The sequence below is a fragment of the Pseudoclavibacter sp. JSM 162008 genome, from assembly GCF_041366455.1.
Taxonomy (GTDB): domain Bacteria; phylum Actinomycetota; class Actinomycetes; order Actinomycetales; family Microbacteriaceae; genus Pseudoclavibacter.
On sequence record NZ_JBEWYX010000021.1, the window covers coordinates 1 to 24,789 of the forward strand.

Annotated in this window: 21 protein-coding genes and 1 pseudogene; 14 read left to right on the top strand and 8 right to left on the bottom strand. The window is 70.2% G+C overall.

What is annotated here, in order from left to right:
- Positions 1 to 128 precede the first annotated feature (128 nt).
- Together ABVF28_RS15020 and ABVF28_RS15025 are read right to left on the bottom strand one after the other, a co-directional pair.
- Positions 129 to 731 (bottom strand): annotated as a pseudogene (locus tag ABVF28_RS15020) (heavy metal translocating P-type ATPase); the annotation flags it as partial.
- 227 nt (positions 732 to 958) lie between these two features.
- Positions 959 to 1,927: an alpha/beta fold hydrolase gene (locus ABVF28_RS15025; RefSeq protein ID WP_371031110.1), complete on the bottom strand. Its 969-nt coding sequence runs from the start codon at positions 1,925 to 1,927 to the stop codon at positions 959 to 961.
- A 73-nt stretch (positions 1,928 to 2,000) separates the two neighbouring features.
- Between ABVF28_RS15025 and ABVF28_RS15030 the strand changes: the two genes are divergently transcribed.
- Complete coding sequence (locus ABVF28_RS15030; protein WP_371031111.1) at positions 2,001 to 2,753, top strand: formylglycine-generating enzyme family protein; 753 nt, start codon at positions 2,001 to 2,003, stop codon at positions 2,751 to 2,753.
- 52 nt (positions 2,754 to 2,805) lie between these two features.
- Here the strand turns inward: ABVF28_RS15030 and ABVF28_RS15035 are convergent, their stop codons facing one another.
- Positions 2,806 to 3,300: a small multidrug efflux protein gene (locus tag ABVF28_RS15035; protein WP_371031112.1), complete on the bottom strand. Its 495-nt coding sequence runs from the start codon at positions 3,298 to 3,300 to the stop codon at positions 2,806 to 2,808.
- A gap of 181 nt (positions 3,301 to 3,481) precedes the next feature.
- Between ABVF28_RS15035 and ABVF28_RS15040 the strand changes: the two genes are divergently transcribed.
- A complete protein-coding gene (locus ABVF28_RS15040) occupies positions 3,482 to 4,762 on the top strand; it encodes a histidine kinase (RefSeq protein ID WP_371031113.1) in 1,281 nt (426 codons plus the stop codon).
- Positions 4,759 to 5,361, top strand: a complete 603-nt coding sequence (locus ABVF28_RS15045; protein WP_371031114.1) for a response regulator — start codon at positions 4,759 to 4,761, stop codon at positions 5,359 to 5,361. Before ABVF28_RS15040 ends, ABVF28_RS15045 begins: the two co-directional genes overlap by 4 nt.
- 288 nt (positions 5,362 to 5,649) lie before the next feature.
- Here the strand turns inward: ABVF28_RS15045 and ABVF28_RS15050 are convergent, their stop codons facing one another.
- Together ABVF28_RS15050 and ABVF28_RS15055 are read right to left on the bottom strand one after the other, a co-directional pair.
- Positions 5,650 to 7,773, bottom strand: coding sequence for an FtsX-like permease family protein (locus ABVF28_RS15050; protein WP_371031115.1), 2,124 nt, complete (start codon positions 7,771 to 7,773; stop codon positions 5,650 to 5,652).
- The gene (locus tag ABVF28_RS15055; RefSeq protein WP_371031116.1) at positions 7,770 to 8,561 is read right to left on the bottom strand and encodes an ABC transporter ATP-binding protein; all 792 of its coding nucleotides are present in this window, start codon (positions 8,559 to 8,561) and stop codon (positions 7,770 to 7,772) included. The genes ABVF28_RS15050 and ABVF28_RS15055 overlap by 4 nt, the downstream gene beginning before the upstream one ends.
- 133 nt (positions 8,562 to 8,694) lie before the next feature.
- Between ABVF28_RS15055 and ABVF28_RS15060 the strand changes: the two genes are divergently transcribed.
- From ABVF28_RS15060 to ABVF28_RS15070, 3 genes are read left to right on the top strand one after another with little or no spacing between them, the layout of a single operon-like run.
- A complete protein-coding gene (locus ABVF28_RS15060; protein WP_371031117.1) occupies positions 8,695 to 9,027 on the top strand; it encodes a hypothetical protein in 333 nt (110 codons plus the stop codon).
- A 38-nt stretch (positions 9,028 to 9,065) separates the two neighbouring features.
- Positions 9,066 to 9,896 (top strand): sensor histidine kinase, encoded by an 831-nt coding sequence (locus ABVF28_RS15065; RefSeq protein ID WP_371031118.1) that lies wholly within the window; start codon positions 9,066 to 9,068, stop codon positions 9,894 to 9,896.
- On the top strand, positions 9,893 to 10,537 hold the full coding sequence (locus tag ABVF28_RS15070) for a response regulator transcription factor (RefSeq protein ID WP_211891273.1): 645 nt from the start codon (positions 9,893 to 9,895) through the stop codon (positions 10,535 to 10,537). Before ABVF28_RS15065 ends, ABVF28_RS15070 begins: the two co-directional genes overlap by 4 nt.
- A 69-nt stretch (positions 10,538 to 10,606) precedes the next feature.
- On the opposite strand, the gene ABVF28_RS15075 is transcribed toward ABVF28_RS15070, so the two are convergent.
- Positions 10,607 to 11,950 carry a hypothetical protein gene (locus ABVF28_RS15075; protein WP_371031119.1) on the bottom strand — a complete coding sequence of 448 codons (1,344 nt, stop codon included), beginning with the start codon at positions 11,948 to 11,950 and terminating at the stop codon, positions 10,607 to 10,609.
- Between the two features lie 208 nt (positions 11,951 to 12,158).
- Here ABVF28_RS15075 and ABVF28_RS15080 point away from each other — a divergent pair, with 208 nt between their 5' ends.
- Positions 12,159 to 14,810: a tetratricopeptide repeat protein gene (locus ABVF28_RS15080; protein WP_371031120.1), complete on the top strand. Its 2,652-nt coding sequence runs from the start codon at positions 12,159 to 12,161 to the stop codon at positions 14,808 to 14,810.
- Positions 14,811 to 15,050: 240 nt separating this feature from the next.
- On the opposite strand, the gene ABVF28_RS15085 is transcribed toward ABVF28_RS15080, so the two are convergent.
- Positions 15,051 to 15,947 carry a LysR substrate-binding domain-containing protein gene (locus ABVF28_RS15085; protein WP_371031121.1) on the bottom strand — a complete coding sequence of 299 codons (897 nt, stop codon included), beginning with the start codon at positions 15,945 to 15,947 and terminating at the stop codon, positions 15,051 to 15,053.
- Positions 15,948 to 16,072: 125 nt separating this feature from the next.
- Between ABVF28_RS15085 and ABVF28_RS15090 the strand changes: the two genes are divergently transcribed.
- Positions 16,073 to 17,068 carry a DMT family transporter gene (locus ABVF28_RS15090; RefSeq protein ID WP_371031122.1) on the top strand — a complete coding sequence of 332 codons (996 nt, stop codon included), beginning with the start codon at positions 16,073 to 16,075 and terminating at the stop codon, positions 17,066 to 17,068.
- Here ABVF28_RS15090 and ABVF28_RS15095 read toward each other — a convergent pair.
- Positions 17,009 to 17,821, bottom strand: a complete 813-nt coding sequence (locus tag ABVF28_RS15095) for a tyrosine-protein phosphatase (RefSeq protein WP_371031123.1) — start codon at positions 17,819 to 17,821, stop codon at positions 17,009 to 17,011. The two genes, ABVF28_RS15090 and ABVF28_RS15095, sit on opposite strands and share 60 nt — an antisense overlap.
- A gap of 388 nt (positions 17,822 to 18,209) precedes the next feature.
- Here ABVF28_RS15095 and ABVF28_RS15100 point away from each other — a divergent pair, with 388 nt between their 5' ends.
- The 6 genes from ABVF28_RS15100 to ABVF28_RS15125 all read left to right on the top strand — a co-directional run bounded on the left by ABVF28_RS15100 (position 18,210) and on the right by ABVF28_RS15125 (position 24,781).
- Positions 18,210 to 19,280 carry a mandelate racemase/muconate lactonizing enzyme family protein gene (locus ABVF28_RS15100; protein ID WP_307852815.1) on the top strand — a complete coding sequence of 357 codons (1,071 nt, stop codon included), beginning with the start codon at positions 18,210 to 18,212 and terminating at the stop codon, positions 19,278 to 19,280.
- A gap of 31 nt (positions 19,281 to 19,311) precedes the next feature.
- The gene (locus ABVF28_RS15105) at positions 19,312 to 20,376 is read left to right on the top strand and encodes an ABC transporter substrate-binding protein (protein WP_371031124.1); all 1,065 of its coding nucleotides are present in this window, start codon (positions 19,312 to 19,314) and stop codon (positions 20,374 to 20,376) included.
- A 34-nt stretch (positions 20,377 to 20,410) separates the two neighbouring features.
- Positions 20,411 to 21,961: a sugar ABC transporter ATP-binding protein gene (locus tag ABVF28_RS15110; RefSeq protein WP_371031125.1), complete on the top strand. Its 1,551-nt coding sequence runs from the start codon at positions 20,411 to 20,413 to the stop codon at positions 21,959 to 21,961.
- Positions 21,958 to 22,950 (top strand): ABC transporter permease, encoded by a 993-nt coding sequence (locus ABVF28_RS15115; protein ID WP_104254375.1) that lies wholly within the window; start codon positions 21,958 to 21,960, stop codon positions 22,948 to 22,950. The genes ABVF28_RS15110 and ABVF28_RS15115 overlap by 4 nt, the downstream gene beginning before the upstream one ends.
- Positions 22,947 to 23,939 carry an ABC transporter permease gene (locus ABVF28_RS15120; RefSeq protein ID WP_371031126.1) on the top strand — a complete coding sequence of 331 codons (993 nt, stop codon included), beginning with the start codon at positions 22,947 to 22,949 and terminating at the stop codon, positions 23,937 to 23,939. Before ABVF28_RS15115 ends, ABVF28_RS15120 begins: the two co-directional genes overlap by 4 nt.
- A gap of 62 nt (positions 23,940 to 24,001) precedes the next feature.
- Positions 24,002 to 24,781, top strand: a complete 780-nt coding sequence (locus ABVF28_RS15125; protein WP_371031127.1) for a glucose 1-dehydrogenase — start codon at positions 24,002 to 24,004, stop codon at positions 24,779 to 24,781.
- Positions 24,782 to 24,789 lie beyond the last annotated feature (8 nt).

Sequence of the window (24,789 nt, forward strand, 5' to 3'; positions counted from 1 at the left end):
GACTCGTACAGATCCACCGCCCGCTGCCGGAACTCGTCCGTGTAGTTCTTCCTAGCCATCCCTTGGATTCTCGCTTCCCCAGCGCCGTGCTGGAATCAGCGTGTCCAAGATCAGGGGTCAAGCGCCCTCCCCCCGGGGCGCACGATCACGACGTCACCGACCGCCAAATCGGCGGGCGCGACCTTCGACACAACGTCCCCCTGCACTCGTTCCGCCTCATCGGGCAGCAGCGCGGCGAGCGAATCCAACGCCGAGGTCGTCTGCGCCAGGGAGCGCATCTCGATCCAGTGCCCGAGCAGCATGATCACGATCAGCAGCGCCAGTTCCCACCAGAACTCGAGCTCGTGGTGGAGCAGCCCCAGGCTCGCACCCCACGACGCAACGAACGCGACCGTGATCGCCAGAGCGATCAGGAGCATCATTCCGGGCTTGCGGGAACGGAGTTCGGCAACAGCACCCGAGAGGAACGGAGCTCCACCCCACACGTACATGACCGTGCCGAGGATCGGTGACACCCACATCGCCCACGCCGCATCAGGGAGTTGATAGCCGAGGAGCATCGCGAACATCCCCGAGAAGACGATCACTGGGACCGCGAGGATCAGGTTCGCCCAGAACAACTTCCTGAACTGCGCGACATGGTCTCCGTGTCCAGAGTGCCCGCCGTGCCCCGCGTGCTCGCTCTCCGGCTGATGGTCGTGGTGTGCGTGCTCGTCGTGATGTGCGTGCATCTGGACCATGAGGTCCTCCTCGGTGCGCTGATCGGTCACTACTACCAAAATACCCCCATGGGGTACCGGTAAAACAGCGAGGACCTTCGACGTATTCCCGCGCGAATGCGGACGACATCTCCGCGAGCAAGGCAATGAATGCGGAGAAGCCTCAATAACCATTAGCTTTCCAAGACACCCCCATTCGTCGGACATCCCGTGTGGCGTATCGCCTACGTGCAGGTTCGTCAGCGTCTCGGAAACTCGTCTCGCCGCGGAACGTTTCGGCCTGCGTTCGTGTCGGTCTTTTTGAAGCACTCAGATCGAGCGAGGGACACCAATGCACTCGAGTCGACACCGCTGTCCCCGACGTGCAGGGTCAACTCGAGCGCTTGCCGCGCCACGAGCTCCGGCTCGGTGTTCGGTACGAGGTGGCCCGATTTCTCCGCCCGAACGTGCACGGCCCCCGGATGCGCGGCGACCGTCTCGTGGTGCGCCGCGATGAGCGGCCCGGGCGTGCGATCCGCTGACGTCTCCTTCATGCCCGAGATCACCCGCATCGGCAGGTCGCCAAGCCTCGGTGGGCGCGATCGCAACCCGGCGAGCTCGCTCGCAACGAGGCGCTGCTCGGCGGCCGCCGCCCGCGCCGCACCCGGGTTCGTGGATGCATCCAGGGTTTGCGCCGCCGCGACTGGGTCCATCCCCTCGACGAGGCTCCGCAGCTGCACGCGCAGCAGACCAAGCCTGGCGGCCGGCTCGAGCACCGCCGCCGAGAATCCGAAGAGGCGCCGAGTCGACGGCCGGAAGTACAGCGCCGCGTGCTCGTCGCTCTGGTCGACGAGCACAAGCCCATCCATCGGCGCACCCGCCGCCATGCGACGAGCTGCCAGGCGCCGAACGATCGGCCCGCCCCAGCTGTGGCCGACGAGCACCAGCCGCGACGGCTCCTGCGCATCCACGACCACGTCGAGGTCGTCGGCGAGGCGATCCAGCGTTCGAGGGGCTAGATCCGGCGTGCTCTCCCCGTACCCCGCTCGCTCGTAAGCGACGACCCGCACGCGCTCCGCGAGCATCCCGTGCACGAGCCCCCAGTACAGGCCGCTCGCACCCAGGCCCGCCTCGAGCACGACCACGGCGCCCGAGTCGCGCGGCCCGCTCACGAACGTGCGCAGGCAGCGACCGTCAGGGGTGGTCACGAAGACGGCGGAGTCGATCATCCCGGCATGCTCTCACGCCCCGACAACCATCCGCCAGGCAACGGTTGCGGCCTCCGGTGCAAGGATGGCCCCAATGGATATCGAATTCTCGGCCATCGACGGCGGCACCGTCGAACTGCACGACGCGCGACGCAAGATCCGCCGCCGCGTGGAGCTCGAGCCGTTCGAGATCGGCGTCTACGCGGTCACCCAGTCGCAACTCGGCGAGCTCCTCGGCGAGGCGACCGACGACGGGATGAGCCACCCCGACCGGCCCGCGACCGATGTCAGCTGGCTGCGCGCCATCCGCTTCTGCAACGCCGCCTCCGAATGGGAGGGCCTCGACCCCGCCTACTCGTACGACGGCGAGCAGGTCACCTGGCACGTCGACTCCGACGGCATCCGCCTCCCCACCGAATCCGAGTGGGAGTTCGCGTGCCGGGCCGGATCGACGGCCGCGCAGTACGGGCCGCTCGCTGACGTCGCCTGGACCAGCCTCGACGGCGTCACCAGCCCGCAGCCCGTCGGTGGCAAGCACCCCAACCTCAACGGCCTCTTCGACACCCTCGGCAACACGTGGGAATGGTGCTGGGACTTCCTCGACCCGGCCCGCTACGACGACTACCGCGTGTTCCGCGGTGGCGGCTACGCCGACGACACGTGGAGCGTGCGCGCGTCCGTCCGCCGTGGTGGTGCGCCACGCATGCACCACGAGGACGTCGGGTTCCGTGTCGCCCGCGGTGGATTCGACGCCGAGGATGCGGCCCAGGGGTGGTCTGCGCGCGCCGACCGCGAGCGCGCAACACTCGAGGGGCCCACCCCGTTCGGGTGGACCCCGCTGCGCTGACGCATCCGCTGGCCTGATCTGCGGCCGGCTGACCGGCCGGGCATGCGCCGGATCAGACGGCGAAGGCGATGACCCCGGTGATGAAGAGGGTCAGCAGCGTCGTCCACAGCACGATCGCGACCGCCTGCCAGACGAGCACGCGCCCCTTCGAGATGCCGCTGCCCGCGAGCGCCGCGGCCGTGAAGTGCGTCGGGAGTAGCAGCGGGCCGAGGAGGCTCACACCGGCGACGCCGTACCGGTTGAAGGCGCGCTGGAACTTCTCGCGTCGGGCCGTCTTCGGCGTCGCGTCCTCGGGCGACTTCGCGAAGCGGGCCCGGATGGCAGCGCCAAGGTAGACGACAAGCGCAACGGCGATGAAGTTGCCGAGGGCACCCGCGGTGGCGGCGATGACCGGGTTGATGCCGCCGATGATACCGATCGTCGCGGCCCCCTCACCCTCGATGAAGGGAACGGCGCCGGCAAGCGCGACGATCAGCGGCTGCAGCCACTCTGGCAACTGCGCCATCAGGTCCTGGAAACCGAGGATGAGCTCTGCGATGGGGTTCATGGTGTGGCCTTTCGGAGCTGAAGTGGGCTGCCGCGTCGGGTGCCGCGGCGATGTCTCCATTCCACCCGGGATGCGCGGCGTGCGGCAGTGCCGCCGCGTCACCACTCCTCGTGAGGATGCGCGTGCGGGTTCATGACAAATGTCACGGGCCGCTCGCCCACGCCTGGCCTACCGTGGAGGGATGAGCACTCCACGCATCGGCGAGACGGCGCTGGCCCGCGGCGTCACCGCCACCTGGTGGTACACGGCGGTGGGGGTCGCCTTCTTCGTCGCTCTCACGGCCCTGTTCTGGATCCTCTGGGCCTGGGCGGCGCCGGCACTCGACGCGCCCTGGCGGTTCCCCCTCTCGATCGCCGGCAGTGTGGCCTGGATCGCCGCCAGCATCCTGCTGCTCCTCGACTACCGGCCGAGCGTGCTCGCGGCGCGCGACGGCGAACGGCACCCACCCTCGACGCTCACCATGGCGGGGTTCGTGCTCGCGGCGCTCGGCGCGCTCCTCCTCGGGCTCGGCACATCGTCGCTGCTGGCCGCCGCGGCGGTCGTCGCGTTTGTCCTCTCCGTCCGCCCCTGGACACCCGGGGTGCGGTGGCGGGTCGTCGTCGGCGCGACGCTGCTCGTGCTCGTGCTCGTGTTCGTGGAGGCGTCGGCCTTCGCGACGCAGGGCATCCCGGTGAGCGCGTTCTCGGCGCCCGCCTTCTTCGTCCTGATGGTGCCCTCGATGACCGCGTTCTCCCTCTGGTGGTGGGAGATCGTGCTGGAACTCGACTGGGCCCGCACCGCCGAGAGCCAGCTCGCCGCGACCCGCGAGCGCCTCCGCCTCGCCAACGACGTGCACGACCTGCAAGGGCACCACCTGCAGGTCATCGCCCTGCAGCTCGAGCTCGCGGAGCGCCTCATCACGAAGGATCCAGCCGCGGCGGCCGAGCAGATCCGGGCCGCGCAGGGAGCCGTCAACGAGGCGCGCGCTGGCACGCGCGCCCTCGCGACGAGCTTCCGCGGCGTACCCCTCCCAGATGAACTCGAGAACGCGGCCGACCTGCTCCGCGCCGCAGGCCACGACGTGCGGATGCACGTGGGAGCCGGCGCCGCATCCGCCCCCGCCGACGTGCTCGGGCCGATCGTGCGCGAAAGCGTCACCAACGTGCTCAAGCACGGTGACGGTGCCCGCGCCCGCATCGAGCTCGCCCGCGACGGCGACACGTGGGTGTACCGCATGATGAACGACGCGGCGGGCCACGACGGCGGCGCCGGAGGCGTGGCCGGAGCTGAGGGCGGGGCCGGGACCGACGTTGCGTGGGGCAGTGGCTTGACCGGCATGGGCGAGCGACTCGAGGTCAGCGGCGGCAAAGTCGAGGCGTGGAACGACGGCACGAGCTTCACCGTGCAAGTGCGCCTGCCCGTCGGACACGCCCCGGTCGCCGGCGACTCCGGCCTCCCCGCGACGACAGGAGACCACGCATGATCCGGGTGCTGCTCGCCGACGACGAGGACATGATCCGCACGGCCCTCGCCTCACTGCTCCGCCTCGAAGACGACCTCGAGGTGATCGCCGAGTGCAGCACCGGCACCTCCGCCGTCGAAGAGGCGCTGCGCCTCAAGCCCGACATCTGCCTCCTCGACCTCGAGATGCCGGGCCTCGACGGCGTCGAAGTCGCCGAGCGCCTGCAAGACCTGCCCGAGGTGCGATGCATCGTCGTCACCCGGCACGCCCGGCCCGGGGTGCTGCGCCGCGCGCTCGCCGCGGGAGTCCAGGGGTTCATCCCGAAGTCCCGCCGCGCCGAAGAAGTCGCCGACATCATCCGCCGAGTCGCCGCCGGTCGACGCTACGTCGACCCCGAGATCGCCGCGGACGCACTGGCCGACGAACGCAGCCCCCTCACCGACCGCGAGCTCGACGTGCTGCGTGCCGGACAGCGCGGCGAGACAATCGCCGAGATCGCCCGCAGCCTGCACCTCTCCCCCGGCACCGTGCGCAACTACGTGTCGTCGGTGCTCGGAAAGCTCGCCGTCTCGACGAGGCAGCAGGCGACCGTCGTCGCCCGCGAGCGCGGCTGGATCTAGCGCGGCGGCGCATCCGCCCACACCGTAGCCTGGCGAACGTCTCGGGCTGGCGCTCGTCTCGGGACGGGATTCGTCTCGGGATGGCAACGTCACCTCGTTGAGGAAAACTTCCCTGAACGAAGCGAGGTTCTCATCCCGAAACCGCCGCCGGCGACCGTCCCGCGACCCCGGTGGTGACCGTCACCCGGACCACATTTCGAGATGTCTTCCACGCACGCAGGTGGCTTGCAACCCATCCCGAAGCGAGGAACCCATCCCGAAAACCCCGCGCAGCCGCGCGTCAGCGCGTCAGCGCGCGGCCACGCCAATGGCCGGCTGCACGCGGCTCGCGGCTTGCATGGGCGCGACCGCGGCGAGCACGGAGGTGGCGATCACGCCCACCCCGAGCACCGCGAGCGTGCCGAACGGTGGTATGCCGCCTGCCATTCCGAGGATGTGCAGGGCGAGCACCCCGTATCCGCAGCCCACGGTGACGCCGATCGCCGAGCCGACCGTGGCGGCGAGCGCGGCCTCGGCTGCGACGGAGCGGCGAGTCCCCGACCGGCTGACGCCCAGGGCGCGCAGCAGCGCGATCTCCTGGCGCCGCTCGGCGACCGAGAGCGCCAGCGTCACGGTCACCCCGATCATCGCGACGAGCAGCGTCACGCCGATCATGGCCGCCCCGATGAGCTGCCCGACCAGGATGGTCTGCTCGATCCCGGCCTGGACGTCGGCGGCCCAGTAGACGGGGACGCCCGGCACCAGGCGGTCGAGCACGGCTGATCGCAGCGCCTCGGGCGTCACCCCTGGTGCCGGGTCGATGAGGATGTCGGACTCGCCGAGGCGTGCCTCCACGGACGGGTCCGCCGATAGGCGTTCGACGACCGCGTCGGGGTCGTCGACGAGGTCGACGGGGATGATGGCCGCGGTCGGGAAGTTGCGGGCGACGCTCTCCTCGGCGTCGGCGGTCGCCCCTGCGACGCCGACGGTGAGCGCGGCCGTGAGGCCGACGCCCAGCGTCAGCACGGTGGTCATGGCGGCGGTGCGGCGCGATGCGCGACTCGCGTTGGACATCGTCAGTCGGAGCGCGACCGACCGGGATGCGAGCGGTCGCAGCAGGAGCGCCGAGCAGCGGATGAGGAAGGGCCCGGCGGCGACGAGCCCCGCGAAGACGAGCGTGCCGCTCAGCGCGGCGAGCGCGAGGCCGAGGAACTCGTCGGTGGATGCGACGGCCACCCCCGCGAGCGCGGCCAGGGCCGCGACGACGAGCGCTGCGCCAGCGAAGAGCAGGCGGGGCGCACCTCGCAGCGAGCGGGCATCCGAGGAGCGAGCCTCGCCGAGCGCGGCGACCGGTGAGGTCCTGCCCGCCGCCCGCGCAGCTGGCAGTGCGGCGACGATGGAGCAACACACGGCGAGGACGAGGCACGCGATGAGTCCCGCCGGCGCGGCATCGAAGGGCGCATCGAGCAGCCCGGCGCCTCTGGCCGCCGCGACGAGCACCGCCGCGGCCGCGAGCCCGACCGCGACGCCCACGGCACCGCCGACGAGGCCGATGAACGCCGCCTCGACGAGCACCGAGCGGCGCACCTGAGCGCGGGATGCTCCGACGCAGCGCAGCAGCGCGAGCTCGGCGGCCCGGCGGGCGAGCAGGACGCGGAAGGTCGAGCTGACGATCACGACGGCCGACAGCACGGCGAGGCCGACGAACACGGTGAGGGCACCGAAGACACCTACGAGCGTGTCGATCACCGAGCGGGCCTCCTCCGCGCGGCGCTCCTCGCCGCCCATGACGGTGCTCTCCCCCGCGACCGCGTTCAGCACGTCGAGGTCGGGGTCGCCCGTGACGAAGATCTGCACCGGGGCCAGCGACCCGCCGAGCGCCACCGCATCCTCTTCCCGGATGAGGGCGACGTCCTGCCCGAACTCGTGCACCTGCCCGATCCCCGCGACCATGAGCTCACGTCCGCCCGCGACGAAGACGTCACCGACGGCCGCGCCGGAGCGCTCGGCCGTGCTCGTGCCGATGACCACCTCGCCGACCTCCGGTGCGGAGCCGGCCGACAGCTCGCCGATGCCACTCAGGGGGCCGGAGCCGGGGTCGCTCGTCAGCTTCCAGACGGCGGTGGTGCCGCCGAGCTGCACCTCGACGTCGCCGAGGTACTCGACGGCGACCTCGTCCACGCCGGGGAGCGTGCGCACCCGCTCGGCGATCTCCGCGGCCGCCTCCGACGTCAGATCGCTCGGCGGGATGACCACGGCATCCGCCGTCGTGGGCGTGCTCATGCCGAACGCGACGAGCGCGGTCCTCGCGGTGAGGGCGATGAGCAGCGACGCCGCCGCGAAGGCCGTCGCCGCGACGATCGCGATGCCGATAAGCACCGCCTGGCCTGGCCGCCGGAGCACGCTTCTCGCGGCCGCGCGGATGACGATCATGCGGGCACCCCTGCACCGGCCGCGAGCGCCGCGACGTGCTCGAGCACCCGACCGCGGGTGGGCGCGCTCAGGCTGCCGGCCGCCCTGCCGTCCTTGAGCAGCACGACCTCGTCGGTGACGGCCGCAGCCACCGGGTCGTGGGTGACCATCACCACGGTCTGCCCGTACTCGTCGACGCACGCGCGCAGAAGTGCGAGCAGCGAGCTCCCCGACTCGCTGTCGAGGGCGCCCGTCGGCTCGTCGGCGACGATCAGGTCGGGGCGCCCGAGCAGGGCCCTCGCGACGGCGACCCGCTGGCGCTGGCCGCCGGAGAGCTGCGCCGGCAGGTGCCGGAGCCGGTCGGAGATGCCGAGGCGTTCGACGAGCTCAGCCCGCCAGCCGCGCTCGGGGCGACGCCTCGCAAGCGACGCACCCAGGTCGATGTTCTCGCCCGCGGTGAGATGCGGGAGCAGGTTGCCGTCTTGAAACACGAACCCGATCCGGTCGCGCCGCGCAGCCGTCAGGGCCGCGTCGTCGAGCGGCCCGAGGTCGGTATCACCGAGCAGGATGCGGCCGGTGGTCGGCTGGTCGAGCCCCGCGAGGCAGTGCAGCAGGGTCGACTTGCCAGAACCGGATGCGCCCATGATGGCCGTGAACCGCCTCGCGGGCAGATCGAGGCTCAGCCCGTCGAGGGCGCGGACGCGGTTGCCGGTGTCGCCGTACTCGCGCACGACGTCGATGGCCCGGGCGGCCAGCGGAACCGGCGGAGCGGAGGGCGGGGAACGGAGGTCGCCGAGGTCTGAAGTCATGCATCCACCCTCTGAGGTGGGCACGGCTGCCCGCGTCGACCGAGGGGACGGTCATGGCCGGCGCGCTCGTTCCTTCGAACGATTTGCCCACAAAACGGAGTGTTGCTTGAGGCGCGTCCGCGAGGATGGAGACGTGACGACAAGCAGCGATGGCGGACGGCGGCGGCTCGGGTCGCTTGCAGCCCGCCTCAAGGCCGCGCCGAAGATCGCCGAGTTCGCGGCGCTCGCGCTGCTGTTCGTGGTGGACTTCGAGCTCGCCGCCCGGGTTGCGGTCGTCCCGGAGACCGGTCCCGCCGACGGTCTCATCGCCGGGGCCCTGGCGACCGCGTTCGTCGCCATCGTCGTGGCTGCACTCGCGCTCGCCCGCGGCCGGCTGCCCGTCGTCGTGACCGTGGGATCCGCCTTCGCGGTCTCGCTCCTCGGGTCCGGGGTCGCCGCATCCGCCGGCGCCCCTGGCCTTCGCTGACCGAGTCGGCAGCCCTCGTCGTGCTCACGGTGTTCGGCGTGCGCGCGGCTTCCCTCCGGGGCGCGATCGCCGCCGGCGCCGGCGCTCTGGTCGTCGCGCTCGCCATGACCCTGCTGCGCATCGGCGTCGACGAAACCGCGATCCTCCGTGCCGTCCTGGTGTGGGGGTGCGCCGTCATCGGCGGCGTCGCCGGGCGGTTCGTGCGCCTGCGCCGCGAATCCGCGCTCGAGGCCGCCCGGCGAGCGGAGCGGCTGGAGCTGGCGCGGGAACTCCACGACGTGGTCGCGCACCAGGTCACCGGGATCGTCGTGCAGGCGCAGGCGGCGCTCGCGGTGGCCCGCGCCGACCCCGAACGCACCACCGAGGCCCTAACCGCTATCGAGGCGGCCGGCACCGAGGCGCTCGCCGGCATGCGTCGCATGGTCGGCGCGATCCGCGACGAGCACAGCGATGGGGAGCCTGCTCCCCTGACCGTGCCATACGGCCTCGACGACATCCCGACGCTCGTCGACCGGTTCGACCCAGGCCACGAGCGCACGACCCTGCACCTCGAGGACGCGGACGCTCCCCTGCCGCCCGGCGTCGGCGAGTCCGCGTACCGCGTGGTCAGGGAGGCGCTCACGAACGCGCGCAAGCACGCGCCCGACGGGACAACCGCCGTGTCGGTGCGCGTGGTCGACGCCGAGCTGCTGCTCGAGATCGAGAACGACGGAGTGCGCGCCGGCAGCCGCGAGGAAGGCGCCGCCGGGTTCGGACTCACGGGCCTGTCCGAGCGGGTCACGGCGCTCGGCGGGGCCATGCGCGCGGGCGCCGACACCCCCGACACGTGGACGGTCTCGGTCACCCTGCCCCTGGAGCCGCAGCGATGATCACCGTCGTCCTCGCCGACGACCAGGAGATGGTGCGCGCGGGCTTCCGCATGATCCTCGAGGCGGAGGGCGACATCCGCGTGGTCGGCATCGCCGGTTCGGGTGACGAGGCGGTCGCCGCAGCCACGCGGCTGCTGCCCGACGTCGTGCTCATGGACATCCGCATGCCCGGGATGAACGGGCTCGACGCCACACGGATCATCACCGCCCGGCAGGACGCGCCGCGAGTGGTCATCGTCACGACCTTCGACACCGACGAGTACCTGCGCTCGGCGCTGCAGGCCGGCGCATCCGGGTTCATGCTCAAGGATGCGGGGCCCCGGCTGCTCGTCGAAGCGGTTCGCGCCGCGGCAGACGGCGACGCGCTCGTCTCGCCCTCGATCACGGTGCGGCTGCTCGACGAACTCGCCGGGAGTGCCACCAGACGGCTTGCATCCGATGTTGAGCACGAGCTGTCCGACCGCGAAGTGGAGATCGCGGCCGCGATCGCGCGCGGCGGCACCAACGAGGAGATCGCGGCCGACCTCTTCGTGTCCGTCTCGACCGTGAAGACCCACGCGCGCAACATCAGCGTGAAGCTCGGCGCCCGCAACCGCGTCGAGATCGCGGCCTGGGCGTGGCGGATAGGCCTCGTCAGGTGACCGAGCGATGACGGAGGCGGGAGCCGCTGCGCGCGACCCCCGCCTCCGTTGTCAGACCTGCGACCGAGCTCAGCTCTGGCGGCGGCGCGTCAGGCCGTAGGCTCCAAGTCCCAGCAGCAGGGCGCCGATGCCGGCGATCCAACCGAAGGTCGCGGCGCCGTCGAAGCCCGTGTTGGCGAGCGCGTCAGGGGTATCGGCTCCGCCCGTTCCACCCGCTCCGCCCGCTGGCGGGGTCGTGCTCGTCGAGCCAGGGCCGGCAGTCGCGGACGGCGGCGCGGAGGCCGTTGGGGTCTCGCCGCTCGTGGAGGTCGGGGAGGTGGTCGGGGCCGTGGTCGGCGTTACGGTCGGGGTCGGAATAGCCGTCGGTGCTGGCGTGGATGCGACCGGCACGATCTCGATGGCGTCCCAGCCGATTAGTGCGTCGGTGGCGTCGGAGACCGCGATGGTCCGGGCTCCGGGCTCCAGCTCGGCCGGCAGGGTCACGGTGATGCTTCCGGCGTCGTCGACAAGCACCGAGCCGAGCAGGAGCGGCTCCGGGGTCTGCAGCCAGACATTGACCGTCGCGCCCGCGTAGTCGGCGCCCACGCCGAGGGCGATCGTTCCGCCGACCTCGGCGGATGCCGGCGCGGAGATGCCGCCGCGGCGTTCATCCGTCAGATCCTCCGCACCGATGGGTGCCGGGGCGGGAGTCGGGGTGGCTGTGGGGGTCGGGGTGCCCGTCGGCGTCGGGGTCGCGGTCGGCGTTGGCGTCGCGGTCGGCGTTGGCGTCGCGGTCGGCGTTGGCGTCGCGGTTGGCGTTGCCGTCGCGGTTGGCGTTGCCGTGGGCGTCGCAGTCGCGGTGGCAGTCGGCGCGGGGGTTGCGGTCGCGGTCCCAGTCGGCGTGGGCGTCGCAGTCGCCGTGGGCGTCGGCGTCGCAGTCGCCGTCGGCGTCGGCTGCGGAGTCACGCCGCCGATCGCGGCGGTCCACTCGAAGGGCGAGGCGACGCAGGGTAGGACGGGCAGGTCCATCTGCGCCAGTCCTTCCCCGGTGAAGGTGCCATCCGCATCCAGTACCCCGGAGAGCTCGTAGGTGGTGGTGCCGCTGCCGCCGCTCAGCTCCCATTCGACCTCGAAGGGCACGCCGACCTCGACGTCGACGGCCGGGTTGTCACCGGGCCACACGATGAAGATCGTCTGCGGGAACATGCCGAAGATCGTGCAGGTGCTGGTGGTCGAGAAGCCGGTGAGCGAGCCGGTGCCGTCGATGTCGAACTCGACGTCGCGACCGCTGTCGGTGGTGCCCGAGTAGCTGCCGGCGGTCGCCGGTGCCGCCGAGGCTGGGAGTGCCGCTGCCGCAGCGAGGAACCCGCCGAGCGCGAGCGAGGCTCCAGTGAGCAGGGCCGCGCGCCGCCGCGTCCGTCGTCGTGTGGTCATAGGGGAGGTCACCTTTCATCGAGCACCGGCACTGGCCGCGCCACCTCGTTGCAGGGCGCAGCCACACCAGCCTCGCGGCGTGCATCCGAGCACGGCAAGGCCGCACCCCGAGCCCGTACGAACCCGTACGGGGTCGACGCCTGACGGCCCGCCGACCCCTGTGCCGGCCAGCGGAGGCGACAATCCGCTCTCTGCTACCTTCGTCGGCATGAGCGCGCCGGCCTCGACCCTCGACGATCCCGACCTCCCTCCCGAGACGTTCGACGAGCTCGTCGGGCGCCTCCGGGAGCTGCGGCAGCGCGCCGGTTCGCCGTCGTTCTCGGAGCTCACGGAGCGAGTGCGCGTCGTTCGAGTCGGCCGCGGGGCTCACGCGCGGGAGTCCACGGTCGGCCGCATGACCGTCTACGACTGCTTCAGGCTTGGTCGCCGTCGCCTCGACGTGCCCCTGGTGCTGGACATCGTTCGGGCTCTCGGCGTCGACGATCTCGTCGTGCAGCTGTGGTCTGACTGGTGCGGACACGTGCTGAGCGGCGGCACGGCGCTGCGGGTCGCGCGGCTCGGGCTCGGTGACGCCGCCAGCTCCGAGACTTCCCTGGTCGGTCGGGCGGACGAGTTGCGCCTGCTGACGGCGGGCGAAGGCCCGGCCGTGATCACGGGGATGCCCGGGGTCGGCAAGACGGAGCTCGCGATCCAGGCGCTGCGCACCCTGCTGGGCACCGGCGCGATGAACGACGTGGTCGTCGTCGACCTGCGCGAGCAGCTGAGCCAGGGCGGGGCAGCGGATGCGCGCTCGCTCGCGGATGCGCTGGCTCGCGCCCTCGACGTGCCCGCGGAGGCTCGCGACGCCGAGGCGTCGGTGATCGCCGCGGTCGCCGACGCCACCGCCGAGCGCCGGATCGGGGTCTTCGTCGACGACGTCAGCGAGCTCGCTCCCCTCGAGTCGCTCCTCCGTGCGCTGCGCACCCCCACCATCGTCGTGTCGCGGAACGAGGCCGAGCAAGCGCGGTGGCTGCGGCTCGTCGAGCTCGCGCCCTGGCGCGAAGAGGAGACCAGCGACTACCTGCGGGCCAGCATCGGGGCGGATCGCGCCGTCTCGGAGCCGGAAGCGCTGCAGGGGCTCGCTGCCGCGACCGGCGGACTGCCGCTTGCCGCGCACCTGCTGGCAACGCGCATCCTGCAGCGACCGCAGTGGCGGCTCGCCGACCACCTCGACGAGCTCGATGAGCGCGACACCGCGCCGGATGGGCCGCTGCGGGCGTCGATCGAGCTGAGCTACGCGGCGCTCGACGCGCAGGCCCAGCGCTTGCTGCGGCTTCTCGCGACGGTTCCCAGCGACGGCCTCGACACGGCGGCCGTCGGGGTCGTGGCGGATGCACGCGCCGAGGTGCGCGGATCCGCGGATCCCTCGGCGCTCTCGCAGGCGTCGATCCTCGACGCCCTGCAGGAGGCGCAGCTCGTGCGGCGCTCGACCGGGGCGACGCTGCACCCGGTTGTCCGATCGTTCGCGGTGTCGCGCAGCCTCGAGGAGGACGCCCCGGCTGAGCGCCGGGCCGCGCTCGACCGAGTGCTCGACCTCTACCTCCGACGCGGCTGGGCGGCGCTCGAGACCAGCTACCCCGACGCGTTCGAGCGCGCACGTTCGGGTGCACGACCGGTCGCCGGGGCGGTGGGCTCGGCGGGGCCGGCGACGGCGGAGGACTCCGACGCCTTGGCCGACTCGGCGGGGAACCGCGGGCTCGAGCCACCGCTCGGCGACGGCAGAGCGGCGGAGTTCTGGCGGACCCAGCTGCCAGTGCTCATCGAGCTCTCCGCGGCGGTCGGGGGCAGGCGACCCGAGGTGCCCGTCGAGGTCAGCGAGCTCGTCGCGCACCACCTCGACGTCGACGGCCGGCACCGCACCGCCGAGCAGGTGCACCGCGAGGCCCTCCGCCACGCGGAAGCGCTCGGAAGCGCCGATGCCATCGCGGTGGCGGCGCACCGCGTCGGCCAGTCGCTCGTGCGGATGGGCAGCCCGTATGCACGTGCCGAGCTGCTGCGAGCTCAGCAGCTCGCGGAGCACGCTGGCAACGCTGAGCTTGTGCTCAAGGCGTCGAACACCCTCGCCATCCTCGCGGCGCAGGGCGGCGACCTCGACGAGGCCGCCCTCCGGTTCGAGCAGGCCGTCGCGGCCGCCGAGCACGGCGGACTCGACCACTTCGCGGCGTCGCTCAACGACAACCTGGGCATCGTGCTGCGACGCCTGGGCGACGTCGAGGGCGCCCGGAGTCGGCACGGTGCAGCCCATCGGATCGCGCGCGACCGGGGCGACGAGGTCGCCGCGGGTGTTGCGCTGGTCAACCTGAGCGACGTCGAGGTGGAGCTCGGCGACTTCTCGAGCGCCGCGGACACCGCGCGCGAAGCGGTTCGCCTGACCGAGCACCAGGCCGGGCTGCCGCACGCCTACGCGCTCACGAATCTCGCCCTCGCGTTCGCCGGCCTCGGTGACCCGGACGCCGCGGCGGAACAGCACGGCGCCGCGCTCAAGCTGGCCGAGTCCATGGGGAACTCGTCGCTCGTCGCGTCGGTGAGGAACAACTTGGGGGAACTGCACGGACAGGCGGGCCGGGTCGCGGATGCGGCCGGGCACCACACCGTCGCTCTCGAGGTTGCCGAGGGCTCCGCGAACGCGCACGAACGCGCCAGGGCACTGCTCGGACTCGCGGAAGCCGAGATCCAAGGCGGACAGCGGCACCTGGCCCGACAGCACCTCGAGGCTCTGGTGACCGGCAGCAGTTCGGCCGCGCCCGAGGCGGCGACGGTAACGCCGACGCCGCAGCTCGAGCGCGCCCGCGCGCTGCTCGCCGAGCTCGACGCCGTCTGAGACTGCCCCGACCTCGCCGCCCATCCGCTCTCGGGATGGAAAACTCACCTCGTTGCGGGAAAATTCCCCGAACGAAGCGAACTTGCCATCCCAAGACCGCCGTCGGCGACCGCGGGCTCCGGTCAGGTCACCACCCCCGACTCCGGATGACGTTCACGCACGCAGATGGCTTGCACCCCATCCCGACGCGGAACCCTTCTCAAAGTTCCTCTGGAGTCGGTCGGCGGCGAACGGCGGGACTCAGCCGCCGGTGAGGCGGTCGAGCACGTGGCGCAGCAGCGGCCACTCCGCGGTGCCGCGGAGGTAGGCGGCGGATGCGCGCAGCATGGGCGGCTGCTGCATCCGCACGATCTGCACGTTGTCGCGCGGCGCTCGCGTGAGGGGGAGCATCCCGACCCCGAACTCGGCCGCGATGAGGTCTTCGACCAGCGCGAGGTCGTCGGACTGGTGGGTGACGTTCGGCTCGTAGTCGGCGAGCGACGCGAGCACGCCGATGGCGATCTCGTCGGCGTCGTTCCTGGAGTTGCCGATCCACTCCTGGTGGCGCAACGCGAGCATGAGGTCGCGGTTGGGCAGAGGCTCGAGGCCGCCGCCGGGGAGGGCCGCCGCGACGCTGTCCGGAACGCCGATCCCCCACTCCCCTTCCCACAGGCGCACGCTCTCGTAGCCTGGCGGGATGCGCAGGGGTGCGAGCGTGTAGTCGTAGACCAGCGCGAGGTCGATGCGGCCGGCGTCGACCAGCGCGAACGCCTCGTCGGGTTCCTGCTCCTCGAGCACGAGCCGCACGCCGGGGTGTGACGCGGCGAGTTCGCGCATGATCGGGAACAGGGCTCGCGCGGCGGTCGCGAAGCCCGCCACGCGCAGCGTGCCCTGCGGTTCCGCGTCTGGATCGAAGTCGCGTCTCGCCTCATCGAGGCTGGCGAGGATCCCGGATGCGCGTGCGGCGAGCCGCGAGCCGGCGGCGGTCAGCCGCACCCCACGCCCCACCCGCTCGAGGAGGTGCGCGCCCAGTTCCTGCTGGAGGAGCGCGAGCTGCTGCGAGACGACGGAGGTCGTCGTGAGGTGCTGGTCCGCGACGGCCCGCATCGAGCCGAGGCGCTCGAGGTCGACGAGGTACTCGAGCCGTCGCGTCTCCATGTGGACTCCCGCCGATCATCCGGACCGCGGGCCAGGCGCCCACGGAACCATTGTGCGCGAATCGCGAACGATGCGTTCGTATTTCTCGCGTGGACACGGATGCACGGGCGCGCCATCCTGAATCCATGACCGCGTCCACACCTCAGGCAGCTCCACGGGGCAGTGCCCGCTCTGGCACCCTCATGACGATCAGCGCCATGCTGTTCGTGCAGCTCGGCCTGGCGCTCAGCACCGGTCTCTTCGAGCAGCTCGGGCCGCTCGGCACCGGCTGGATCCGCCTGGTGTTCGCGGCAGCACTCGTATTGGTGATCGTGCGGCCGCGACACGCGTGGTTCACGCGCAGCAGCTTCCTCGCGTGCGTCGTGCTCGGCGCGGCGACCTCGGGGATGACGCTGCTCTTCACGCTCGCGATCGACCGCATCCCGCTCGGCACTGCCGCTGCCCTCGAATTCCTGGGCCCCCTCGCGGTCGCCGTGCTGCGCAGTCGGGGCCGGGCGCTCCTGTGGCCACTGATCGCGGCCGTCGGTGTCGTGCTGTTGACGGAGCCGTGGACCGGGAACATCGACCCGATCGGCGTGCTGTACGCGCTCGCCGCGGCGGCCTGCTGGGCCGTCTACATCCTGTGCACGCAGCGCGTGGGCGACGAGCTGAGCGGGGTGCGCGGCCTGGCCGTTTCGATTCCCGTGGCGGCCGTCATCGCGAGCATCATCGCGGCGCCGAGCACCATTCCGCTGCTCACGTGGGAGGCGGCCCTCGCCGGCCTCGGCTTGGCCGCGCTCCTGCCGACCGTGCCGTTCATGCTCGAGATTCAGGCGCTGCGCCGCATCACGGCCGCCGCCTACGGAACTCTCACGAGTCTCGAGCCCGCGGTCGCGCTCGTCATTGGCTTGCTGCTGCTGCATCAGGTGCCCGGGTTGCTGCCGGTCGTCGGCCTCGTGCTGGTCATCGTCGCTGGCATCGGCGTCGAGCGCTCGGCCGGACGCGCACCCACGGCCGCTGCGCCTCCAGATGCAGCTCCAGCTGCCACCGCGACACCGAGTACTGATGCGGCGGCGGCACCCTCAGGCTCCGGTGAGGCGCCCCTTGAGCGCGGCGAGCTCCGCACCGGTGAGCCCGCCTGACTGCAGGTACGCGGCTGAACCGCCCTGCGCATCAACCCACTCGAGCGCGTGCTCGATAGCGGATGGGGGCGTCGCGGCGACCAGGTCTTTGATCTGGTCGGTGAGCGGCAGCCCGTACTGCGCGACCATGCCGTACATGCGCTCGGCCCACTCACCTGAGAGGTTCGCGCCGGACGACGCGTAGTCGGCGATGGTCGCGGAGCGCTCGACCCCGACCGCGTCGAGTACCAGCGCCGAGCCGATGCCGGTGCGGTCCTTGCCAGCCGTGCAGTGGACGACCACGGCGTTCGGCGGGGTGACGGTCGCGGATGCGACGAGTCGGGCGAGCTCGGCGAACGTGGTCGCGCTGTGCTCGAGCATTTCCACGTAGAGGGCGCCCAGGGTCGGGATCTGCGCGAGCACCGCATCCATCGCCTTCGCCTGCTCGGCGGGGTCGCCGCCGCGCGCAGCCGACTGCAGGCCCTGCTGCACCAGTCCGGTCACGGCCCCTTCAAGCAGCGGCAGCTCGACGACGTGGAAGGGCCGACTCACGGGCAGGCGATCGGGCGCCATCTGCCGCTCGGCGGGTGTGCGGAAGTCGACGATCGTGCCGATGTCGCTCGCCGCGAGCTGCTCCAGCCCCTTCGGAGTCAGCGAGCTCAGCGCGTCTGATCTGTAGAAGATGCCAGGCGCGGTCACACCGCCGGATGTGACCGGCATGCCGCCGGTGTCACGGAAGTTGAAGGTGCCGTCGAGGGAAGTCGCCGTCGTCATGCGATCACCTTAGACGCGGGCACCGACATTCGGGCGAGGCGGGTCTCACCAACCCCCTGGCTTCGCAGGCCACCTCGGACGCCTCAACCGGGTGCATCGGCACGAGAGAACCACCGTCATCGGACCGGGAGACTGCGTCTCTCGTGTGGATCCACCGGGCTCGCGACCACCCCGACCCGGTGCGACCGGCGTCGCGCGGGCGTAAGACCGTGTCGGGAGCGGACGCGGGTTTGTGGGGCGCATCGTAGCGCGTGGCACCGACCTCGTCCATCGTCCGGTCGAGCGCTTGACACGGTCGCCGACTGGTGTCAGTCTCTACGAAAGGAAACCGGTTTTCTAACCGCTTTCGAGGACAACCGAGAGGGCCCCAATGGCGAGGATCCAATCAGTGGTTGCTGACCACTACCGAGTACCCCTGCCCGTGAAGCTGACCGACAGCATGCACGGCGATATGGACGACTTCGAGCTCATCACCGTGCGCATCCGCGATGAGGATGGAGGCGAGGGCCTCGGCTACACGTACACGGTCAATGCCGGCGGGCGGGCGGTCGCCGTCATGATCAATGACTACATGGCCGGCGCACTCATCGGCGAAGAGGCGAACCGCATCGAACAGCTCTGGGAAAAACTCTGGTGGCAGCTCCACTACGCGGGGCGCGGCGGTCACCAGACATCGGCGATCTCGGCGATCGACATCGCGCTCTGGGACCTTCTCGGCCGACGCGTCGAGGAACCGCTCTGGAAGATCTTCGGTGGCTATGACCCGAAGGTTCCCGTCTACGCCGGTGGCATCGACCTGCAGTTCAGCCTCGACCAGCTGCTCAGGCAGGCCGACGGCTTCCAGGAGGCTGGTTTCCGCGCAATCAAGATGAAGGTCGGCCGCGACAGCATGCGCGAAGACATCGAACGAGTCGCAGCGATGAGGACGCACCTCGGCGACAGCTTCCCGCTCATGGTCGACGCCAACATGCGATGGAGCGCGGACCAGGCCATCGCAGCGGCGCGTGAACTCCGCGAGTACAACCTCGTCTGGCTCGAAGAGCCCACGATCCCGGATGACCTTCCCGGCCATCAGCGGATCCTCCGCGAAGGAGGCATCCCAATCGCCGGAGGGGAAAACCTCCACACGCTCCACGAGTTCCGAGCTGCGATCACCTCGGAGGCGCTCAGCTATCCCGAACCGGATGTGACGAACTGCGGCGGATACACGGTCTTCCGCAAGATCGCCTCGCTCGCGGAGGCGCACAACCTGCCCGTGACAAGCCACGGCGTGCATGACCTCACCGTGCACGCCCTCGCCGCCGCCCCCAACCGCACCTATATGGAAGCGCACGGCTTCAGCCTCGAGGCCTACATGACGGACCCCATGCCCATCGTCGACGGGCATGTCACAGCCCCCAGCACTCCCGGCCACGGAATCGACCTCGACTTCGCGGCCCTCGAACCCCACCGCGCCTGATCGCGCGCCCCAGAACCCAACAAGGAGCATCATGAAACAACGACGTTTTATCTTCCTCGCCGCGGCTGCCGCCACAGCCCTCGGCCTCACGGCCTGCACGGCACCGTTGGAGAACGGCGCGGGCGCGAGCGGCGCACCGGCGGCGACCGGAGCTACGCAGGTCGTTGAGTCCGAGTCAGCGGAGACCTGCGTGAACGACGCCCCGAGCGATATCGAGATGTCCGAGATGGTCATCGGATTCTCCCAATCGGAGAACGAGCAGAACCCGTTCCGAGCCGTCGAGACGGAGTCGGTCCGGCAGTCCGTGGAGGGTGCGGGCGCGGAGTTCGTCTACACCAACGCCAACAGCGACCAGGCGAAGCAGCTGACCGACATCCAGTCGATGATCAACCAGGGTGTGGATGCGCTCATCGTGGCCCCCATCAGCTCGACCGGCCTGCAGGGTGCGTTCGCGGACGCTCAGGCGCAGGGCATCCCCGTTGTCACCATCGACCGGCAGTCGGAGGGCACGCCGTGCGATGACTACCTGACGTTCCTTGGCTCGGACTTCTACGAGCAGGGGGTGCGAGCCGCACAGGCCGTCGTCGAGGCGACCGGCGGGGAGGGCAAGATCGCGGAGATCCAGGGTGCCCCCGGGAGCGACGTCGCGACGCTGCGCACGGAGGGTTTCGCCGAAGAGATCGCGAAGCACGAGGGCCTTGAGATCGTCGCGCAGCAGACCGGCAACTGGTCGACGAGCGAGGCCCAAGAGGTGCTGAGCCAGATCGTCTCCGCCAACTCGGACATCACCGCCGTCTACACGCACAGCGACACGATGGCCCTTGGTGCGGTGACCGCGCTCACGAACTTCGGCAAGGATCCGGGCGCTGATGTCTCGATCGTGTCCATCGACGGCACGGCCGACGCTGTCACCGAGATTGCGAACGGCAACATCTACGCCGTCGTCGAGACCAATCCCCGTTTCGGCCCGGCCGCCGTCGATGCCCTCACCTCGTGGTTCGCGGGCGAGCCCGTGTCGCAGGAGATCATCATGAAGGACGCCCTGTACACGAGCGAGAACGCGCAGGAGGCGCTCGACTCCGGCGCGGCCTACTGAGCCGGCTGCGGCCGACGAACCTCGATTGGCAGTCATGGCTGACACATCACTCGTGCTGCAGGCACGCGGAATCACCAAGACCTTCGGCGCCGTTCGCGCGCTCACGGACGTCTCTCTGAACCTCTACGCAGGGGAAGTGCATGGGCTCAACGGCGAGAACGGCGCCGGGAAGTCGACGCTCATCAAGATCATCACGGGCTTCCACAAGCCGGACGAGGGGGAGCTCCTGCTGCAGGGCGAGAACGTGAGCTTCGCCCGACCCCTCGACTCGCAGAACGCCGGTATCGCAACGGTCTACCAGGAGGTCAATCTCATCCCGGAGCGAACGGTCGCGGAGAACATCCTCCTCGGCAGGGAGCCACGGGTGGCCGGGATCCTGAACAAGCGGGCGGCCCTCACGCAGGTGCAAGAGATCCTCGACCGATACGCATTGCGTCTCGACCCGAAGTCGAAGGTCTCCGAGCTCGGACTCGGGATGCAGCAGATGGTTGCGATCGTCCGCTCGGTGGCGTTCGAGGCGAAGGTCGTGATTCTCGACGAGCCGACCTCCGCGCTCAACGGCTACGAGATCGAAACGCTGTTCTCCGTCATCCGGCAGCTGCGCGACGAGGGCACCGCCATCCTCTTCGTCAGTCACCGGATGTCAGAGCTGTATGAATTGTGTGACCGCTTCACGGTGCTGCGAGACGGTGCGTTCGTGACCGAGAGCACCCCGTCGAAGCTGCCGCGGCCAGCACTCGTGAAGGCGATGCTCGGCGGCGTCGACCTCGAAGAGGGGGTGCTCGACCGCGAGGCCGCCCAGCAGCGCGTCGACGCGATCTCAACCCATGACGTCGGGCTGTCGGTGCGGAACCTCAGCTGGAGCACTCGCGTCCGCGACGTGTCGTTCGACGTCCGCAAGGGCGAGATCGTCGGCCTCCTCGGTCTGCTCGGCGCGGGTCGCACGGAGACGTGCAAGGCCATCTTCGGTGCCGTCAAGCCCGACTCCGGAACCGTGATCGTGGACGGCACTCCCCTCAGGAAGGTCACCCCGTCTGGTTCGCTCGCCGCTGGCATCGCCTACCTGTCCGAGGACCGCCGCACCGAGGGGATCTTCCCGGGCCTCAGCATCAGGGAGAACATGACCGCCGCCATCCTGACCCGTATCTCGAAGCTCGGCTTCGTGAGTCGAGCCGCGCAGAACGATGTCTTCCGGGAGTTCTCCGATGAGCTCCGGATCAAGGCGGCCGCACCCGATCAGGCGATCAACGAGCTCTCCGGAGGCAACCAGCAGAAGGTGCTGCTCGGACGCTGGCTCTCCCTCGGTCCGAAGGTCATCCTGCTGGACGATCCGACCCGCGGCATCGATATCGGAGCGAAAGCCGAAGTGCACCGGGTCATCCGGGAGCTCGCGAAGAAGGACATCGCCGTCGTCGTCACCTCGAGCGAGACCGAGGAGCTCCTCGCGCTCTGCGACCGCCTGGTCGTCCTCAGCGAGGGTGCCGTGACGGGCGAGGTCTTTCCACACGAGGTCGACTACGACTCCGTCATCTCGCTGCTGTCAGGTCAGAGCGCAGCGACTCACACGATGGAGGAAACAGCATGAGCACGCAAACTTCTGCAGCTGGCACCACCGGCCTCGTCCGTGGACCGACACCGGGCAAGACCCTTGCGACGTGGGCGAGCAAGTACTCCGTCTACGCGGCGCTCGTGCTCCTGTTCGTGTTCAACCTGGTCGCGACCGAGGGTTTCGCGAGCGCCTTCACCTTCCAGAACCTACTCTTCTCGGCGGCACCGATCATCATGATCGCGGTCGGCCAGACCCTCGCCATCGGGACGGGCGGCATCGACCTCTCCGTGGGATCGGTGATGGCGCTCGCCTCCGCGACCGTCGCGCTCTACCTGGGCTACGGCGAGGTCGCGGCGATCCTCATCACGATCGCCGCTGCGGCACTCATCGGGCTCTTCAACGGCTCGCTCATCGCCTTCGCCCGCATCAACCCGCTCATCACAGGTCTCGGTCTCCTCGTGGCGGTCCGAGGATTTGCTCAGGCGGTTTCGGGAGGTTCGCGGAGCACGATTCCCGCCGGCGGTGTCTTCACTTGGATCGGCAATGCCACATTCCTCGGGATCCCCGTCGTCGCCCTCTTCGCGCTCGCCGTCGCGGGAGCGATCGCGATCGTCGTCCGCTCGACAGCATTCGGTCGGTACGCACTGTTCACCGGGTCGAACCGCAGCGCCGCCTACCTCGCCGGGACGCCGCGCAACGCGACGCTGCTCACCATCTACACGATCAGCGCCGCACTGGCCGGAATCGCCGGCCTCATGGTCTCGGCTCGCATCGGCGCCTCCGACCCGAGCTTCATCGGCCTCAACTTCGAGCTGACGGCTATCGCGGCAGTCGTCATCGGCGGCACCCCGCTCGTCGGAGGCCGGATCTCCGTGCCGGGCACCGTCGCAGCGGCCATCTTCCTCCAGCTGATCGACACCACGTTCGTGATGCGGGGAATCGACTTCGCATTCGCACAGGTCCTCAAAGCGGTCCTCATCATCGCAGCGCTCTACCTGCAGCAGTCGAGAAAGGACACCAGGTGACCACCCCAGCCACACCGACGGCCGCCATCCCGCGCCCAACCGCCCAGCGCCGCAACCGGGTGCTCGAGCTCACCCAATCCCACGGCGTGATCGGGGCGGTGCTGCTCCTCTGCATCGTCGCAGCCATCGCGTTCCCCTCGTTCGCAACTCCCGCCAATCTGTCGGCCATCGCCACAGCGGCTTGCTTCATCGGACTCATCACCATCGGGCAGAGCCTCGTGCTCATCTCCGGCGGGATCGACCTCTCGGTCGGATCCACGGTGGGGCTCGCGACCGTCGTCGCCGCCCTCGCGGCACCGTACGGGTGGGCGGCGGCGCTCCTGGCTCCCGTCCTGGTCGGTGCGGTCGGCGGCCTGCTCAACGGCCTGCTCATCGGCAAGGCGAGGATGGCACCCTTCATCGTCACGCTCTCTGCCCTGCTCGCTTTCAAGGGCATCGCGGTCGCACTTGCATCGTCGAGCATCGTGATCGACGCCAGCAGCGGCTTCAGCGCCATCGGCAACGGCTCCTTCCTCGGCATCAGCAACCTGATCTGGGTACTGCTCGCTGCCTTCGCGATCGCCGGCCTCGTGCTCAACCGGACCGCGTTCGGCTCCGACCTCTTCGCGCTCGGCGGCAACGAGGACGCGGCGCGCATGATGGGCAGCAACACGAGCCGCGTGAAGGTCGCTGTCTATGTCATCAGCGGTTCGCTCGCGGGTCTCGCCGGAGCGCTCCTGGCTTCGCGCCTCTCCTCCGGCGTCTCGACGCTCGGGACCGGGTACGAGCTGACCTCCATTGCCGCGGCCGTCATCGGTGGCGTGCTCCTCACCGGCGGCGTCGGGACGATGCTCGGCGCGCTCTTCGGAGTGCTGCTCATCGGCATCATCCAGAACATCATCAACCAGGTCGGCACACTCAACGCCTACTACCAGGACCTCGTCACGGGCCTCTTCCTCGTCCTCGCCGTCGTCGTTCAGGGCGTCCTGTCCAACCGTCAACGACAGTGACCACCCACCCCAGATCCGCACCAGCATCACCCCCACCTACCCCACAACGAAGGAGAACTCCCTTGGGAACCCTCGACAGCAAGATCGCACTCATCACCGGAGCAGCCTCAGGCATGGGCCGCGCCATGGCACTCGGATACGCGCAGGAAGGCGCCCACGTGGTCATCGCCGACCTCAATCTCGACGGCGCCAACACCGTCGTCGACGAGATCCGAGCGGCGGGCGACTCCGCGTCCGCGAAGTCGCTCAACGTGAGCAGCACGGAAGAATCGAAGCGGGTCGTCGACGAGATCGTCGCCGAGCACGGGAGCCTCGACATCCTCGTCAACAACGCGGGGGTCGGCCTCATCAAGCCCCTCGACGAGATGACCCCGGATGAGTGGGACCGCATCTTCAACGTCAACGTCAAGGGGCTCATGTTCCTGACGCAGGCCGCCTGCGTGCCGATGCGCGAGCAGAACAGCGGCAAGATCATCAACATGGCCTCCATCGCGGGACGCCGCGGCGAAGCCCTGGTCTCCGCGTACTGCGCCTCGAAAGCGGCCGTCATCTCCATCACCCAGTCGGTCGCCCTCGCCATGGCCCCGTACGGCGTGAACGTCAACGCCATGGCCCCTGGCATCGTCGACACGCCCTACTGGAAGCAGGTCGACAAGCAGTTCGGCGACCTCACCGGCAAGGCCGAGGGTGAGACGTTCAAGGAGAAGTCCGCGGACGTCCCTCTGGGGCGCACCTCCGTGCCCGAGGACATCGTGCCCCTCGCCGTCTTCCTGGCCGGCCCGGGATCCAACTACATCACCGCCCAGACGTACAACGTCGAGGGCGGGATGGTGATGAGCTGAAAGGCACT